At 44.3% G+C, this 17,284-nt stretch carries 12 protein-coding genes; 10 read left to right on the forward strand and 2 right to left on the reverse strand.

Annotation, left to right across the window (positions count from 1 at the left end; all coding sequences use genetic code 11):
- Positions 1-293: 293 nt before the first annotated feature.
- The 4 genes from H6G03_RS33520 to H6G03_RS33535 all read left to right on the forward strand — a co-directional run bounded on the left by H6G03_RS33520 (position 294) and on the right by H6G03_RS33535 (position 2,635).
- Positions 294-539: a hypothetical protein gene (locus tag H6G03_RS33520; protein WP_190474604.1), complete on the forward strand. Its 246-nt coding sequence runs from the start codon at positions 294-296 to the stop codon at positions 537-539.
- Positions 540-673: 134 nt separating this feature from the next.
- Positions 674-874, forward strand: a complete 201-nt coding sequence (locus tag H6G03_RS33525) for a hypothetical protein (RefSeq protein ID WP_190474582.1) — start codon at positions 674-676, stop codon at positions 872-874.
- An 8-nt stretch (positions 875-882) separates the two neighbouring features.
- Positions 883-1,944, forward strand: coding sequence for a fatty acid desaturase (locus H6G03_RS33530; protein WP_190474584.1), 1,062 nt, complete (start codon positions 883-885; stop codon positions 1,942-1,944).
- 166 nt (positions 1,945-2,110) lie between these two features.
- On the forward strand, positions 2,111-2,635 hold the full coding sequence (locus H6G03_RS33535; protein WP_190474587.1) for a hypothetical protein: 525 nt from the start codon (positions 2,111-2,113) through the stop codon (positions 2,633-2,635).
- Between the two features lie 134 nt (positions 2,636-2,769).
- On the opposite strand, the gene H6G03_RS33540 is transcribed toward H6G03_RS33535, so the two are convergent.
- Positions 2,770-3,993 (reverse strand): glycosyltransferase family 4 protein, encoded by a 1,224-nt coding sequence (locus tag H6G03_RS33540; protein ID WP_190474588.1) that lies wholly within the window; start codon positions 3,991-3,993, stop codon positions 2,770-2,772.
- A 434-nt stretch (positions 3,994-4,427) separates the two neighbouring features.
- Between H6G03_RS33540 and H6G03_RS33545 the strand changes: the two genes are divergently transcribed.
- The 5 genes from H6G03_RS33545 (at position 4,428) to H6G03_RS33565 (ending at position 11,971) form a co-directional block, all read left to right on the forward strand.
- Complete coding sequence (locus H6G03_RS33545; RefSeq protein ID WP_190474591.1) at positions 4,428-5,186, forward strand: hypothetical protein; 759 nt, start codon at positions 4,428-4,430, stop codon at positions 5,184-5,186.
- Positions 5,187-5,336: 150 nt separating this feature from the next.
- Complete coding sequence (locus tag H6G03_RS33550) at positions 5,337-6,161, forward strand: transcription factor RcaD (RefSeq protein WP_190474593.1); 825 nt, start codon at positions 5,337-5,339, stop codon at positions 6,159-6,161.
- Positions 6,162-6,218: 57 nt separating this feature from the next.
- Positions 6,219-8,264 carry an ATP-binding protein gene (locus H6G03_RS33555; RefSeq protein WP_190474595.1) on the forward strand — a complete coding sequence of 682 codons (2,046 nt, stop codon included), beginning with the start codon at positions 6,219-6,221 and terminating at the stop codon, positions 8,262-8,264.
- Between the two features lie 6 nt (positions 8,265-8,270).
- Positions 8,271-10,856, forward strand: a complete 2,586-nt coding sequence (locus H6G03_RS33560) for a DNA translocase FtsK (protein WP_190474596.1) — start codon at positions 8,271-8,273, stop codon at positions 10,854-10,856.
- 185 nt (positions 10,857-11,041) lie between these two features.
- Complete coding sequence (locus H6G03_RS33565; protein ID WP_190474601.1) at positions 11,042-11,971, forward strand: ParA family protein; 930 nt, start codon at positions 11,042-11,044, stop codon at positions 11,969-11,971.
- 327 nt (positions 11,972-12,298) lie between these two features.
- Here the strand turns inward: H6G03_RS33565 and ileS are convergent, their stop codons facing one another.
- The gene (gene ileS, locus H6G03_RS33570) at positions 12,299-15,730 is read right to left on the reverse strand and encodes an isoleucine--tRNA ligase (RefSeq protein ID WP_190474598.1); all 3,432 of its coding nucleotides are present in this window, start codon (positions 15,728-15,730) and stop codon (positions 12,299-12,301) included.
- A 195-nt stretch (positions 15,731-15,925) separates the two neighbouring features.
- Here ileS and H6G03_RS39065 point away from each other — a divergent pair, with 195 nt between their 5' ends.
- Positions 15,926-17,206: a polysaccharide deacetylase family protein gene (locus tag H6G03_RS39065; RefSeq protein WP_322112023.1), complete on the forward strand. Its 1,281-nt coding sequence runs from the start codon at positions 15,926-15,928 to the stop codon at positions 17,204-17,206.
- Positions 17,207-17,284 lie beyond the last annotated feature (78 nt).

Here is a 17,284-nt window from a genome sequence, read left to right on the forward strand (position 1 = left end):
GGGATTAGGGGCTAGGGAAGAGGGAAGAGAGGGGCTAGGGGTTAGGGATTAGGGGCTAGGGAAGAGGAAAGGGAGAGGGAAGAGGGAAAACAGAGGGAAAAGGGAAAAGATTTATTCTCCCGCTCCCCCACTCCCCCACTCCCCCGCTCTTCCCCTAGCCCCTAGCCCCTAGCCCTAACCCCTTCCCCAGGCAGCCGATCGAAAAATTGACACAGATAAACTTAACGTAGCTTAACGTTCAGGGTAAAATGACCAAGTGATGTGAGTAAGCACAAATTACTAGGCAACGAGAAATGTTAACTGCTTCATCTAGAACTTCTACGATCCAACGTCCTACTTTGGCTTCTGACGAACTCACCCATATGTCTGTGGCGTTAGCAAATCAAGTCAAACTGATGCAGTCAATGAAGTCTGTGTACCAGGCAGATCAGCAAGTCAAGCTCTTGAATTTGCAAGCTGATGTAGAAAATTTGTTGCAAGAACTACAAAATATCAAACAGCAACAGGTGACCTTAGAGAACCAAGAGGTGGCGAACTAGGACAAAAATGACAACTGATAGAAGCAAATAGCAGGTATCTTACCTGCTAGGCTCAGTTGCTGCCTTACAAAAATAAACTTTCCTTTCATCTTGGCTGGGATGTCAGCTTGGCTCGATCGAGCCACACGATGATAGTGCAGTCACAAGATTGTGGTATAAAGGCAAAAGTTTTGCCAACTGCACTGCTGCTTATAAACAAAAAACCTGGAATTCGTTTTAAGCCGGGGATTTTAGCACAAGCTCTCTCAAAAGGTAAAACACATCATCAGCACAGCCTGTATGCTTCGCATACAGAAATGGGTACTTCACCTTTACTGGCATTTGGAGACCTCTAAATTTATACATGACTGCATCGACGATCAAACCACAGAACCAGGCATTGACTCTTAACCCTTCGGAGTTACGCCTCAGACATATATTGAAAACTCTGCCGCGCGAAGTATTCATCAAGGATCGGCGAAAAGCTTGGACATCAGTTGCGATCAGCGTTTTGCTGGCTTGCCTGGGCTATGTGAGCATCGCCTTTTCACCCTGGTTTCTGTTGCCATTATGTTGGATTTTTACGGGTACGGCGCTGACTGGTTTTTTTGTGATCGGTCATGACTGTGGCCATCGTTCATTTGCCAACCGACGGTGGGTGAACGATTTGGTGGGTCACACAATGATGCTGCCTTTGATTTATCCTTTCCACAGCTGGCGCATATTGCACAATTATCACCACGCTCACACTAATAAGCTAGATGAGGATAATGCTTGGCAACCTTTTAAGCCAGAGTTTTATGGCAGTGCGGGACGCCCGTTGCAGTGGGGTTATCAGGCAATCCGAGGCTGGTTTTGGTGGGTGGGTTCGATCGCGCATTGGGCCCTTTTGCACTTTGATTGGTCGCGATTTGAGGGCAAACAGCGATCGCAAGTGAAATTTTCGTCGCTACTGGTGCTAGTAACAGCTGCGATCGCTTTCCCGATCCTAATTGCGACGATCGGCATCTGGGGCTTCGTCAAGTTCTGGTTAGCACCCTGGCTAGTTTACCATTTTTGGATGAGTACCTTTACCCTAGTACACCACACAGATCCAGAAATTCCCTTTAAGCCAGAAAGCGAGTGGAACGAAGCTATGGCCCAACTAGCTGGCAGCGTTCACTGCGACTACCCTCGTTGGGTGGAAATTCTCTGCCACGATATCAACGTTCACGTTCCCCATCACCTTTCTACTGCCATTCCTTCCTATAATCTCCGAATGGCTCATCGCAGTTTGAAACAAAATTGGGGACAGTATTTACGGGAATGCCGCTTCTCTTTGTCTTTAATGAACAAGATTGTAAGCGAGTGCCACTTGTATCATCCACAGGAGAACTACGAATCTTTCCAAAGCTACCATTCCAGTCTCAAGGACAATAAAAAATAAACTGTAGTTAAAAGCAATTCAGTTTTAACTAAAAAATGCCCAGTCGCTTAAGCGGCTGGGCGTTTGCACAAATTGTAAAATCTATTTGTGGATAGAAGGGCTTCCCAGTCACTACTCGTTAGACTACGGCCAATACAACTTTTGAAATTCCCAACAGTTTCTTGGCATGACACAACCGATACCTAAGCAGTCGCTGACTCCCCTAACTGAAAACAGACGCCTCAACCTTCATGATGTCTACATTTGCCCCGTTTGTCGTTACGGGGAGCTTTCGGTACTGACCCTGACGGAATCTTTTGCTTGTAACTTTTGTCGCCATATTTTCACGACTAACCTTAACGATCAGTTGCTGATAATGGCTGATAGTTCGCAGCCAATGGCTTGGCGATGGACGGGTCGCAACTGGAAAATAGCTCATCAGAAGGATTCTGAACTTACCGCAGTTCTTTGGCTGCTGGGAGCGGCTTTAGTGATTTTCCCTACCCTAATTGTGGGGCTTTCTGCTTATATTTTTCCTGCCGAAGAGGGGAGTTACGGTGCTTGGCTTCCCAAGTTTTGGATTGGTTTGACTTTTGTTTGCCATCTCTCTTTTGTAGTTTGGCTGCTAGCGGAAAATTATCAATTACCTTATTACATGGTATTGAAAGTTAAGTTGCGAGAATTCTTAAGTCGTAGAGAAGAAAGAACTTAAAATTGTAGATTGGGTTAAACGAAGCGGGAAAACCAAAGATAATTTGTAGGGTGGGCACTGCCCACCAAAATGGCTATAACCTTTGAACAGAGATAATGGTGGGCACTGCCCACCCTACGTTTAATTTTGCCTACCTACTTTAGCAATACCTGTTCGTAAAGTTGACCGGCGCGTTCCCAAGTGTATTCTGTTTCTACAAGCGATCGCCCATTTTTCGATAGTTCTTCTCGCAGTTTGGTATCTTCAAATAAGCGGGCGATCGCGCTCACATATTCCTCAATGCGATTTGCTCGCAAGGCGCGTAAGGGTACGTCGCGAGTATCCACGGCGAGTCCTTCCAAACCGCGATCGCTCGCTACTACCGGTACTCCAGCTGCCATTGCTTCTAGGGTTTTATTCTTAATACCATAACCCGCACGCAATGGCACAACACAAACTGTACTCGCGTGCAAATAATCTGCCATTGAAGCAACTTTACCCGTAACGATAACTCCGGTGCATTCCCCCAGTGCCAAAACTTCTGCTGTCGGACGTGCGCCGACAATGCTAAAAGTTGTATCGGGGTAATTTTTTTGCAGTTCTGGCAATACGTCTAAGGCAAAAAAACGAGCGGCGTCGATATTGTGGGTGGCGTCCATTGCGCCAACGAATATTAGTTTATGTCCTCCCGGATCGGAGGTACGATAGGGAAATATTTCTAAATCTACGCCGTTGGGAATGACTGGGATTGGCGCGTCGGGACGGAGTTTGAGGAATTGCTGTTTGTCGTCTGCGGTGGTGACGACGATGCGATCGAATTTCCCAGAGTAGCGTTTCTCGTAGCGTTCTAATAATAGCATGAGATAAAGGCGATCGCGTAAAGCATTCGGTGACGCTCCCATTTCCAAATGATCGCGAATCCACCCATAAACCGAACTGTGAATATCGACAACTGTCTTAACCGATTTGCGAAATTCAGGGCGAACGTAAATTTCATTAACGCTGTGTTCGCAGGTAATAACATCGCATTTTCCAGCTTTGACAAACTCATCTACCCAACTTTGAATTTCCGGTGAGTAGCGGTATAAAACATTCGGTGGTGTTGCTTTGATGACTGATTCTGCAAAACGTGCTGCTTTACCAAATAATCCTTCTATTCCCCCTTGTTTCGGTTCTGGGGGTAAGGGAAAAATTACCAGATTACTTACCCATTGACGCAGTTCTTCTATTTCTGTATCTGTTACTCCCGCGTGGCGTTGGGTCACCAGCGTGATATGATGGCGCTGGTGCAGGTATTTCAGCAGGTTGAAAGTTCTGATTTCCGTTCCGCCTCGGCTGGGTGGATAGGGGAACGTGGACGACAGCATGAGAATATTCATACAAGTTACTCAAATAGAAGTCGTAATTGCAGTGATTTGATAGACATTAGCCTATATCTATCTTGTCCGGCATTGTCGCTGTGCCGGAAATTACCTTGATGAGAGTGTAGTAGCCGATGAAGGTGATTTATCGCCATTGGGAAGCAAGTGGCCGGAGTCTTTGCGGAACAGATGCAGTAAAATCATCCTCACACATAGGCCAATGTAAAATACATCTATCTTAGGATAGTAGTTTTTATCTGAATGTCTATACAGGCAGTTTGACATTGTTAGTTTACTCGGATATAACTGTTTTAATAAACTGTATTTTTTGGTAATGTTAGTAGAGATTTTGCCTCGCTCGCGCTATGCCACACTCCAAAAAATAAACAGGTAACCTCAAAAATATCTCTTCCCTGTATTTTTTTATGAATTAAAATTTTCAAAACCAAACAATGACTTCATTCAATATGTACGATCTGGGTGCTTTAGAAAAAAATTTGTTTCAACAAAAATTTGAGGTGCGTTCCTTTTTAAGTCTTCATCCAAAATTATTTTTCCCCTTGGTAAAATTGGCTGGAAAAAACCCAAGTCAAGCAGTAGGAAAACATACTGAGTTAGTGATAGAAGGATTTCCGCGTTCTGCAAATAGTTTTTCTATTGGTGCATTTCAATCTGCTCAACCTCGTCGCATCGCATTGGCATCGCATTTACACGCTCCTGCCCAAATCATACGTGCTGCCCATCTTAATATACCAACTTTAGTTTTGATCAGAAAGCCTGTGGATGCTGTAGTTTCTCTCAGATGTTTGGAGTTAGAAACAAATTATTTAAGTACATCCCGAAATCCAGCCTTAGACATCCCTTTAGAAAAATATTTTAGTAATTGGATATCTTTTTATACTAGGATAATGCCCTATAGAGATCGTTATGTTGTAGGTTTATTTGATGAAGTTACCCATGACTTTGGTAGCATAATTGAAAAGATTAATTACCGTTTTGGTACGAATTTTACTATTTTTTACCATACAAAGCAAAATGTAGATAAGGTTCACAAAGAGCAAGGATTTCATTCCGGCCCTTCCAAAAAGCGTCAATTTTTAAAACAAATAGTTAGACAAGAGCTAGAAAGTGATGAGATTAAGTTTATGATTAATAAAGCCAATGCCGTATATTACCAGTTCGAGATATTTGCCGGTAAATATTTTTTTTAATTAAGTAACGCCAGTTGCTAGTTATTTGCTTTCTGGGTATGTTGTTGGGCTCATATCCCTGTTATCCCTCGCATCAAGGGGCTAAAGCTAGGGCAACGTACCTATTTTTAGCTTTCGAGTTATTCTAATAAGTTAGATAAAGGTGAGCAAATGGAAACTAACGAGCTGAAGTTCCTGCTGAAATTGCTGGGTTGTCCTAATTATCGGTCATCCCTTTCTGCTACCATTTTCAAAGAATTTAAAGGTAAGGACAAAATTTGTCGAGAGTTGGGGGAAGAACGGGAACTGATCGACTTTTCCCGCGAAATGGCTACCGTTAAAATTTTACCGCCCGGTCGCGCTTTGCTGAAAATAGATGTCTCCCAGTTACCCATTGCAGACAAAGAACTGAAGCTGCTGGAGAAAATAGGCAAAGCTTCCGGAAAAATCAAACCCAGCGATATCACAGTGGTGAAAGCGGCTGAAAGAGAGGAGATATTAAAAAATCTAGCCGATCGCGGTTTGATTGAAGCCGAAAATAAACTCAAACGCCAGAAAGCCGAGGTATGGCTGACTCCGCGAGGACTGGAATATTTGCGGGATGACTACAACCCCAAGGGTTCTGCAACCATTAGCCTGGATTTGCTGAAAAATTACCTGAACTTTTTGCGGAAATCCCTCCGCGAAAAGTCGGAAGTAGTATCGCCGCCAGTTACACCGACAGCTAAGCCTAGCGATGACGAGATTTTACAGATAATTCGAGATTTAGATAAAGAATTGGGGACGGAAAATTATTTACCAATTTTTCACCTGCGGCAGAAATTACAACCGCCTCTATCTAGGGAAGAATTAGATCGATCGCTTTATCGCCTGCAACGGGATGACCGGATTGAGTTGAGTTCGCTAGTAGATACGACGCCTTATACTCCAGAACAAATTGACGCCGGAATTCCCCAAGATATTGGCGGGCCACTGTTTTTTATCGTCGCCAACTAGCAATCTACTCGCCTTGGCATTCTAAAAGCAGTTACCTAGTTTAAAGGAAATTTCACTATGGCATCCATTGACGACATTATTCGACGCGAGGTTAATCCCTTTGACCCCACAACTTTTAAACCGGGTAACTTTTGGAGGGAAAAGCAAGACGCAAAATTAACAGTAGATTCAATTCATCAAGAAGCGATCGCAGAAATTGAAGAGCTTCTAGACCTTATTGCCAAAGACCATCGTAGTCGCACCGTACTCCTCACTGGCGATACAGGTTCTGGCAAAAGCTATCTCTTAGGTCGGCTCAAACGCGCTTTCAACCGGAAAGCTTTTTTTGCCTACATTGGGCCTTGGCCTAACAACGACTACATCAGGCGTCATATCCTCCGCTATACCGTTGATAGCTTAATGCAGGTTCCAGAGGGACAAAAAGATTCACAGCTGATGCTATGGCTGAAAAGTCTATCTGCTTTCACGAAGCGCAGTTTAAAACAAAGAATTTTTGATGAGAGTGTCTGGCAATTATTACGCAGCAATCGGCAAAAATTTATTAGACACCTTAAAGATTCATACAAAGAAGCAGGGATTTATAATGCTGACAGTTTTTTTGGCGTGCTTTACGACCTCACCGATCCAGAATTGTATCCCTTGGCCTGTGAGTGGTTACGAGGAGATGATTTAAGTGAAGAGTCTCTGCAAGAATTAAAAGTTCGACGCTCTATTGAAACAGAAGAAGCTGCCTGGGAAACCTTATCAAACTTAGGCAGAATTTCTACTGAAACTCAGCCGATTGTCTTGTGTTTTGATAATACAGAAACAGGTATGAATTCTGAAGGTGATTTTAATCCACAACCTTTTTTTAACGTTAACACAACTATTCATAATGACGGTCTAAAAAACTTTTTGATAGTTATCAGCTTCCTTACTGATGGCTGGAAGCGAGTTATAGATCGCATTCAAATGTCTGACAAAGCTGGGATTCATCAAGAAGTTCATCTAAAACGTATTAATCTAGATCAAGCAGAAGCACTGTGGGCTTTTCGGCTAAAGCTACTTCACTCTCAAGCTAAGCCTCAGCCTACTTCCTCAATTTTTCCTTTAACTCGCCAAGCACTAGAAATCAAATTTCCCGGTGGTAAAACCGATCCGAGGAATACACTAATTCTGGGTGGGCATCTGTTTGATAAATATAAAAAATCAATAATTGCTACAAGTGATAAAGATGATGAGCGTGATGAGGGTAATAATGCTAATAATGGTAATGATCCAAATGACAAGGTTTTAGCAGCATTCAAATTAATCTGGCAGGATGAATACAAAAAAGCTCAGATAAAAATTATCAAAATTAGCCTTTTAGCAGCACCGGAACTAATTCGGATGTTGGCAGAAGCTTTAGCTGCCTTACAATTTCAGGGAATTAAACCTAAACTATTAAGTGGAAAGTACAGCGGTCATTCCCTCAGTTATGAAAACCCTAATCAGCAAAAAAGGGTAGGAATAGTCTGGACAGAAGATCCCAGTATGACTAGCTTTGTTCATATTATGAATGCTTGCCAGAAAGTGATTCAACAAAATGCTTGTGAAAATCTGCATCTGATTCGTGGTGTTACAGTAGGGAACGGAAAACTTGCCGGATACCAAATATACAAACAAATTTTCACAGGTTCTCAACATCATCATATTAAGCCAACTTTATCCTCTGTTCACTACTTAGCTGCATATCACAGTTTGGTTAATTCTGCACTTGCCAATGAATTAGTAGTGGCAGGCAAACCCGTCAGTTTGAAGGAATTAGAAGATCTAATTCGCAATGCAGAAATTTTGAATAATTGTATTTTATTGCAGGGATTAGGCATTGTGCGAAAAGCTGATATTCCAACAGATAATGGGGATTTTAAGGAGGTGAGAGAATTTTTACTTAATGTAGTGAAAACTCAAGGATACTTAAGTAAAAATACTTTAAATGAAAATGCGGTCAGGAAGTTTTCCGAAGTCAATCAAACTCAAGTTGAGCAATTGATTCAACAGCTAATTAAGGAAAATAAAATCCAACTTGTCAATCCTAAAGACCCGCCAAAAGACCATTTGGTTTGCTTTGTACCTCAAGTTTAGTATCTCATGCCTTACCTCAATGAAGCTTCTGAAATAATAGCTATAATCAACAAATTTGCATCTGCAAAAATCATTTTCGCAGATACAGAAGTAGCTGACTGGAATACCGCATATCCGAGATTATCTCTAATTCAGGTGTTGGCAGATACTGACAATCTGAATGCCGATCGCGCTTATATTCTAGACGTATTGGATAAGCCGGATTTGGTAGCATATTTTGTCAAGCAAATCATGATTAATGCCGAAATCGAAAAGGTTTTTCACAACGCGAGTTACGATTTGAGATTTTTGGGGGGAAGCAAAGCAAAAAATGTGACTTGCACTTTGAGGATGGCGAGGAAAATCACACGCGATCGCCTCTCTGTTTCTAACCTAAAACTCAAAACTTTAGCAGCAGAACTTTGTCAATTTACCAATGTCGATACAGAGGAACAAGCAAGTGATTGGGGACGGCGACCTTTAACTGAAAAACAGTTAAAATATGCTAAATACGATACAGTTTATCTGGCTCACGTACATCAGCGTTTATTAAAAGTAGCTAATCGTAATTATACCACTTCAGAGGAGAGCGCATCAATGCCGCGATCTGAAAAATCCGAAAATACTTCTTTTAGCGTAACCAAAGTTAGAGTTGCGTTTGAATGTCCGCGTTTATTTTATTTGAAGCAACATTTTAATGGAAATACGCAGTTTTTGCCGGACGATCGCACCAAAGGAATTGGTACTATATTCCACAAACTAGCCGAAGAATTTATCAGTACTGCTAAACGCGAACCGCAGTTTCAAGCTTTGTTCGATCCACCAGTAGAAAAATTGAAGGCGGATGCGATCGCTACTCAAATCCAGCAGTTATTTTACATACAAGTATTCTATCCATCCTATCTGCAAACAGCTATTCAACAACAAGATGCAAACCAAGCGACGGCGCTGCATCAAATTTGGCAGGGATTAACCAAACTCATCCGTCACTGGACTGAATTACTGATTAAAAACCGCCGCTATTGTCGTGCGGATGCTGTGATTTCTCGCACTTTGGTTACAGGAGAATTCAGTCTCGAACATAATTTCATTTTACCAGATGGAACGCAGCAAAAGTTAATTGGAAGACTGGATAGTTTAGTTTTTGATTTTGAGAACAAGCGCCTTTGTGTAGTCGAGTACAAAACTTACGAACCAGTCGATCCTTCAGCACAATTAGCACAAGTTTCTCTGTACAGCTATATGCTGAAAGAAAAGAAAAATGTACCAGTTGATTCGGCGGTTTACTGCGTTTTTCCAGAATTCAAAGAATATCGTTATTCCTGGGAACAACTGGAAAATACAGTTCATCAGGTTATTCCTCATAAATTACAGCAAATGCGAGAATGGTTGAGTTGGAAACCACCTCACCCCAATCCGCCGCCACCAACTCCCCAAGCGCACCTTTGTCAGATTTGTCCTCAGCAAGAAAAGTGTCAGAGTTTTTTTACGGTAGAAAGCAGTCAACCTAGTTCTTCTGAAAATGGGATATCTTCTCAAGTATCTGAGACGAAAAAGCAACCTGCACCAACTCCCGACGCAGATGCGATCGCCCAAAAGTTAGTGGAAACTCTCAAGTCTTTTGCTATTAACGTTGATTACCAAGGCGCAGCGATCGGCCCAGCTTTCATCCGCGTTAAGCTCAAACCTCAGCTTGGGGTAAAAGTTGTTTCTATATTAAATAGATATGCCGATCTACAGGTGCAATTAGAGTTAGCTTACCCGCCGATGATTGCACCGCAAGCGGGATATGTCAGTGTAGACTTACCGCGAGCCGATCGTCAAATTGCCAAAATCGAAGATTACATCCAGCATCAGCGATTACCCGCAACAGCACCTGTAAAAATTGCTATTGGTATAAACCTTGATGGCGAATTGGTAGAAGCAGATTTATCCGATCCGAATACCTGTCACTTTTTGGTGGGGGGGACAACTGGTAGCGGGAAAAGCGAGTTTTTGCGAAGTCTTCTCCTCAGTTTACTTTTGCGACACGCACCCGATCGCCTCAAAATTGCCCTTGTCGATCCCAAACGGGTAACTTTTCCGGAATTTGAAGGGATACCCTGGCTATATTCTCCTGTGGTCAAAGATAGCGAAAGTGCGATCTCCCTGATGAATGAGTTAGTTACAGAAATGGAGGAACGTTACCGTCTGTTTGAAGCGGCTGGGTGTCCGGATATCAGTTATTACAATCTGCAAGCAAGTAAACCGCTACCCCGCATTGTTTGCATTTTTGATGAATATGCTGATTTTATGGCGGAAAAAGAAATTCGCAATGCACTAGAATTGTGCATTAAACGTCTCGGCGCGATGGCGCGAGCAGCTGGTATCCACCTGATCGTCGCTACCCAACGCCCAGAAGCTAAGGTTGTCACCCCGCTCATCCGCTCTAATTTACCGGGGAGGATTGCATTGCGTACCGCGAGTGAGGCAGATTCAGTTATTGTGCTAGGTGGCGATCGAAAAGCAGCTGCCTACCTGCTGGGAAAAGGGGATCTACTGTACCAAGTGGGATCGCATCTACACCGATTGCAAAGCTTGTTGGCTACAATTATCGAATTGCCCCAAAGCTAGGCTTCTCTAGCGACAAAAGGCATCGTCAAATGATTCGTCTACCTCCGTGGGAAGATTTCAGTAGCTAACGCCCTTTTGCCCCGTGCCCAAAGATATTAAATTTAATTAAGCAATCCATGCTGAGATTGCCAGAATATCTAGACCAACCTTGCTATGTAGGGCGTCATCTTGAGAGGACAGAACGAATGGGATATATCATTTCAACTGCCAACATGAAAGGCGGCGTCGGTAAGACGACCCTCACCGTAAACTTAGCCGCCAGTTTAGTAAAAGATTTCGGTAAGCGGGTTTTAGTGGTCGATTTGGACAATCAAATCAGTGCCACTCTCAGCTTGATGTCCCCACAGGACTTTTCTAAGCGCCGCAGAGACAAAAGAACGCTGAGACATTTGGTAAATAAGGCAATCAAACCCGATATTAAATTATCGATAGCGATTCAGGATATAATTTGCCCTTATATTTGTTCGCTTAAAGATCTGGATTTATTGCCGGGTGATCTGGATCTTTATGACGAATTTTTAGTATCGGAAATGCTCTATGAAAAAGCAATTCATGGAGGTCAAAATAACTTCGAGCAAGTTTGGATTCGCTTTGAAAGAAGACTGGTACAACACATTTTAAGTCCAGTCATTAAAGACTATGACTTTATCATCCTCGATTGTGCGCCTGGGTATAACCTCTTAACTCGTAGCGGTCTTTTGGCTAGCGATTTTTATATATTACCTGCCAAGCCAGAACCATTATCCGTGATCGGTATTCAGTTACTGGAAAGACGACTTGCCCAACAGAGAGAAATTCATAAAGACGATCCGGTGAATATTCAATTGCTGGGAATTGTCTTTACGATGTCCGGTAGTCTGCTAACGGGAAGGTATTACCAGCAAGTGATGCGCCGAGTCAATGAAGATTACAGCGCCACAAAACTCTTCAAAACTCGCATACCAGTTGATGTCAGCGTCTCGAAAGCTGTCGATTCTTTTATGCCGGTTATCCTATCCAATCCTAACTCTTCTGGTGCTAAAGCTTTTGCCCAATTAACACAAGAATTTTTACAAAAGATCAGCGTTATTACTACGGTGAAGCAAAACCCAGCCAAGTTTGATTTGGGAGAATGAGGATTGATGCAGGAGGAAAAACTTAGAGCGCCAGTCCAGTAAAAGAGGTTGACAAAACAAATAAGGTGTGTATGTGTACAGAAACCTCGGCAGGGCGAAGCATTTGGATATAAAAATTGTTGTTTCTCGCGATCGATTGTCGCCCAAATACTTCGCCCCTACATAATACATATCTCGTTTTTTTATCAATTTATTCTACTAGACTGGCGCTCTAGCAAGAAATTGCAAGCCTCAGCCAATCTCTATAAACAGCAGATGGCTTTAAAACAATAGGTTGGGTTTCGTTACCTTAACCCAACCTACTAAGCTCGATCGTGTTTAACGCAGTTAAAACTCTCCGCGTAGCGCGGGAATACAGCGTTCGCATAAGAGGGGATGCAGTGCGGATTTACCCACATAAACTGAGTAGTTCCAGCAGCGATCGCACTTTTCTCCTTCTGCTTTGACTATACCCACAGTTACACCATCAAACTGTCCTTTGTACTCGACTGCTGACAAAGCATCTGGCGAGTCTAGCAGTTCTACTTGAGAAGCAATAAACAAGTAACGCAGTTCGTCCACACCCTTATTTTGGATATTGGCGAGATCGCTATCTTGTGAAGATATTGCAGACAAAGTTTCGACAAGTGTTTCTGTTGTTACTGTAATGCTATCTGCTGCTTGCACGATCGCTTTTTCCCGTGGTGTAGTTCTACCGACTACCTCATCTTTGAAAGATTGAATGCGATCGAACAAAACTTCCCGATCCGCTGCTTTGAACAAATTGCGACTCGCAAAACGCAAGCAATATATAACTCCCACCAGTGTAAAGAAGGGTTCCAGTGCAGGGATGCGATTAACGGCGTTTAACATAGAGGCGATCGCATAAAGCAAGCTTACCACCGCTACAATTAAGCCGAGACTTGTCAGCAGTTTTTGGTTGTCTTGCAAAACTTCGCCCAGATTATCTACCCATTCAGACACCACAGCAGATACACGATCCGAAAACTGGTTCCATTGTTCGCTGTATGTTTCTTTTGTGGTTACCTGAATCGGAATATTGATGTCGTCATCTTCTTCTTCAAGTTCTGCTGCTGCTGCGATTTCTGCTGGTAACTCAACTGTAGGATTCATATCCTGCAAGCGTTGGCGTAACTCGGCATCTTCAACGTAGAGCAACACTTTTGCTTCCAGAGAAGAGCCGATCGCCGACTCTTTCCGCGCTTGTTCCATTACCTTATTCACATCACCCCGCATCTGCCGCAATTCTTGCCAAAATGCAGCCAATTCGGGATTTTTCCACCGTTCGTCTAATTTAACCCAGCCGGATTCAAATACAGATTCGGCAGGCTTCGGATAAGGTAGAAACTGCCAGATATCTTCTGCCATATGGCACAGAACAGGTGCGATCGCTCGTGCTAAATTCTCCACAGCAATAGCTAGTACCGTTTGACAGCTGCGTCGGCGGAAAGAATCGGGTGCGCTGATATAAAGCCGATCTTTCGCCATATCCAAATAAAAGTTGGATAAATCCACAACACAGAAATTCTGTACCGTTTGGAAAAAGCGAAAGAATTGGAAACTTTCAAATGCTTCTGTGATTTCTGCAAACACCTCCGTCATCCGGTGCAGCATATAGCGATCGAGATCCGGCAATCGATCGTAAGGAACCGCATCTTTTGCTGGGTCAAAATCGTGCAAATTACCCAACAAAAAACGCGCCGTATTGCGGATCTTGTTTCTGACATCTCCTAGCTGCTTGAGGATGTTTTTACTGATGGGAACATCGGAAGAATAATCCACCGAAGACACCCACAAACGCAACACATCAGCACCATAAGGCGGCTCTTCTTTTTGATTTTTACCGCCCTCAATTACCACCCTCGGATCGATGACATTACCCAGCGATTTACTCATTTTGCGGCCTTGTTCGTCCAAGGTAAAACCGTGGGTCAACACCGTTTTATATGGTGCTATATCATTATTTGCTACACTTGTCAATAAGCTGGACTGGAACCAACCCCGGTGCTGATCCGACCCTTCCAGATACATATCGACTGGGTAGATTAATTCCGGTCGCTGTTTCGCCACCGCCGCCCAAGACGAACCGGAGTCGAACCAGACATCCATCGTATCGGTGCCTTTGCGGTAGGTGCGACCGTTTTCGCGGTATTGTGGGGGCAGCAGTTCTGGTACGGAGAGTTCCCACCAAGCATCGGAGCCTTTTTCGGCCACAATCTGTTGGACGTGAGCGATCGTCTCTTCAGTTAGCAGCGGTTCCCCGGTTTCTTCATCGTAGAAAACCGGAATTGGCACACCCCAACTGCGCTGACGGGAGATACACCAGTCAGAGCGATCGGCCACCATTGGCGTGATGCGGTTTTCTCCTTGGGCAGGAATCCATTTTACAGATGCGATCGCTTTAAGCGCCTCTTCCCGGAAACCTTCCACAGAAGCAAACCACTGTTCCGTAGCGCGAAAGATCGTCGGCTTTTTCGTGCGCCAATCGTAGGGATACTTGTGGACGTAGGGTTCTTCCTTCAGCAAGCTACCCACTTCTGCCAAAGCTTTGATGACAGCAGCATTACCATCACCCAAAACGTTTAAACCGACAAAATCTCCCGCTTCTTTTGTGAAATTGCCATCATCGTCAACTGGCGCGAGGATTGGCAGATTGTAACGCCGACCGACTTGATAGTCTTCTTGACCGTGACCGGGAGCTGTGTGTACCAATCCCGTACCCGAATCCGTGGTAACGTAATCGCCACCGATGACGATCGGACTTTCGCGATCGAATAGCGGGTGACGGTAGGTAGAAGTTTCCAGCGACTTACCCGAACCTGTCGCCTTCACAGTTAACTCGACTCCCAGAATCGACGATAACCGCTCCACCAAATCGGCGGCGACGATCAGATATTTAAACTTCCCTGGTATTTCCCCGGCTGAGTTTGGGCTAACTTCCACCACTGCATAGCTGAGGTTGGGGTTAACTGCGACAGCCAAGTTTCCCGGAATTGTCCAGGGAGTCGTTGTCCAGATTGCTACTCCCAGTTCCGGCAAATATTGCTCCAACGCCGATTTTAATGGCGGAGCCAAACTCACCATCGGAAAAGCGGCATAGATGCTGCGCGACGTGTGAGTGGGGCGACCTTGATTATCTTCCGGATATTCTAATTCCGCTTCTGCCAAAGCCGTTTTAGAACTCGGACTCCAGTGAACCGGCTTGAGACCGCGATAGATGTAGCCTTTGAGTAACATCTGACCGAAAACACCGATTTGTGCGGCTTCGTATTCCGGTTTCAAGGTTAAATAGGGATTATCCCAATCGCCCCAAACGCCAAAGCGCTTGAAGCCTTCGCGCTGTTCGTCCACTGTTTTGAGGGCGAAGTCTCTGGCTTTGCGGCGCAGTTCCAAGGGTGTGAGGTTTTGCCGTTCGGCGGCTTTCATATCCTGCAAAACTTTCAGTTCGATCGGTAAGCCGTGACAATCCCAACCTGGAACGTAACGCACCTTGCGCCCGCCGAGCAGCTGATACTTATTGATAATGTCTTTGAGAATTTTATTCAGGGCGTGACCCATGTGCAGCGACCCGTTGGCGTAGGGTGGCCCGTCATGCAAAACAAAAATATCGCCCGGATTGTTTTGCGACAGTTTTTCGTAAATCTTATGTTCTGCCCAAAATTTTTGCAGCTGCGGTTCCCGTGCGATCGCGTTCGCCCGCATATCAAACTGGGTCTTGGGCAGATTGACGGTATCTTTATAGGTTTTAGATTCTGTCACAGTGGGATACCGGAATATAGTGAAGACGTTTTGCAACCATTATCCTTGAGAAATTCACCTACCTTCAAGGGGAGGAAAGATCGAGGTTTGAGTTTTTGGCTGAGTTTTACGGCTGATGTGGCACAATCGATCGCGAAAGTTACGGTTTAGACAGCAATCTGGTATTGTTGGCAACGGTGTTTTGAGGAGTAATCAGTGTATTCAAATTATCAAGATTACCAAGATCGAGTGTCTATCTTTGAGCTAGCCCAACTGGGCAACACCCAGGCGATCGCCTACTGGATTAACTCGCTTTTGGTGCCCCAAGGCATTTACGTTCGCGTCCAAGCGGCTCGCAACGGCAGTTTGCAAATCTTTGTGGAATTGCCTTGGTTGCCTCAAAGCCAAGAGGATCGCCAGAAATTACGCGATCGCTTGCTGCGGTACATTTGCGATCGGCTGGGCAAACTGAATTCCAAATACATAAAAGTAATTGAAATCGTAGCAAGTCTTGTCGGATATACAGATATTCTTTGGAAACAGTCTGTACGGCTTCTCACCAAGGCCAACGGCGGTAAATTAAAAAACATTTCTAAACTAAGTAGCCGTAGCGAAAAACACACAGATGGCATTAACTTTAAAATTTTTCGTTCTATCTTTCTGTGCTGTTTAGCACTTGCAAGCTTTATCTTTATCTACAAAGCCAACAACTACGAAGCCGCAAACACTCCAACTACAGAGCCGCAATCTGAAACTTTAAGCACCGTAGATGTGTCCCCCACACCTGTGGCTTCGCCACCTCCACCGCAAGAAGAAGAAACCAAAAAGCTTGTATTTTCAGCACCAGAGCAATTTCAAGGGCAAATTGTTCATCAAGTACAACCAGAGCGAAACCAAAAACTCATCGCCCTCACATTTGATGATGGCCCCTGGCAAAACACCACCTTGCAAGTCCTGGAAATCCTCAAAAAACACAACGTTAAAGCCACGTTTTTCTGGATCGGGAAGCATTTAAAACAATACCCGCAAGTCGCCCAAAAAGTTGTAGCTGACGGTCACGCCATTGGCAACCATACATTCCATCACTTTACCCGGAAGATGAACTCCTCAACTGCCGCACGAGAAATTGATGAGACGGAAGAACTGATCTCCGAAACAACTGGCGTCAGAACATCGCTGTTGCGTCCCCCCGGTGGCGTCTTGAACAACGGGGTCGTCACTTACGCAAAAAAGAAAAAATATGCCATCTTGATGTGGTCGGTTGACTCCCGCGATTACCGCGTCCGCCAAGCATCGAAACTGGCCAAAAATGTGCTGAATTCCCCCAATTCTGGCGGCATTGTGCTGTTGCACGATGGCGGCGGCAATCGATCGGCCACCGTACAGGCATTACCGGAAATTATCAGCACACTCAAACAGCGCGGATACAAATTTGTGACAGTGCCGGAATTGTTGGAATCTGCAAAAAAGGCCAAGAGTCAAGGGAATAGGGGCTAGGGGCTAGGGGCTAGGGGCTAGGGAAGAGGGAAGAGGGAAGAGGGAAGAGGGAAGAGGGAAGAGGGAAGAGGGAAGAGG

The organism is Aerosakkonema funiforme FACHB-1375 (genome assembly GCF_014696265.1).
In the GTDB taxonomy this organism is placed as follows: domain Bacteria; phylum Cyanobacteriota; class Cyanobacteriia; order Cyanobacteriales; family Aerosakkonemataceae; genus Aerosakkonema; species Aerosakkonema funiforme_A.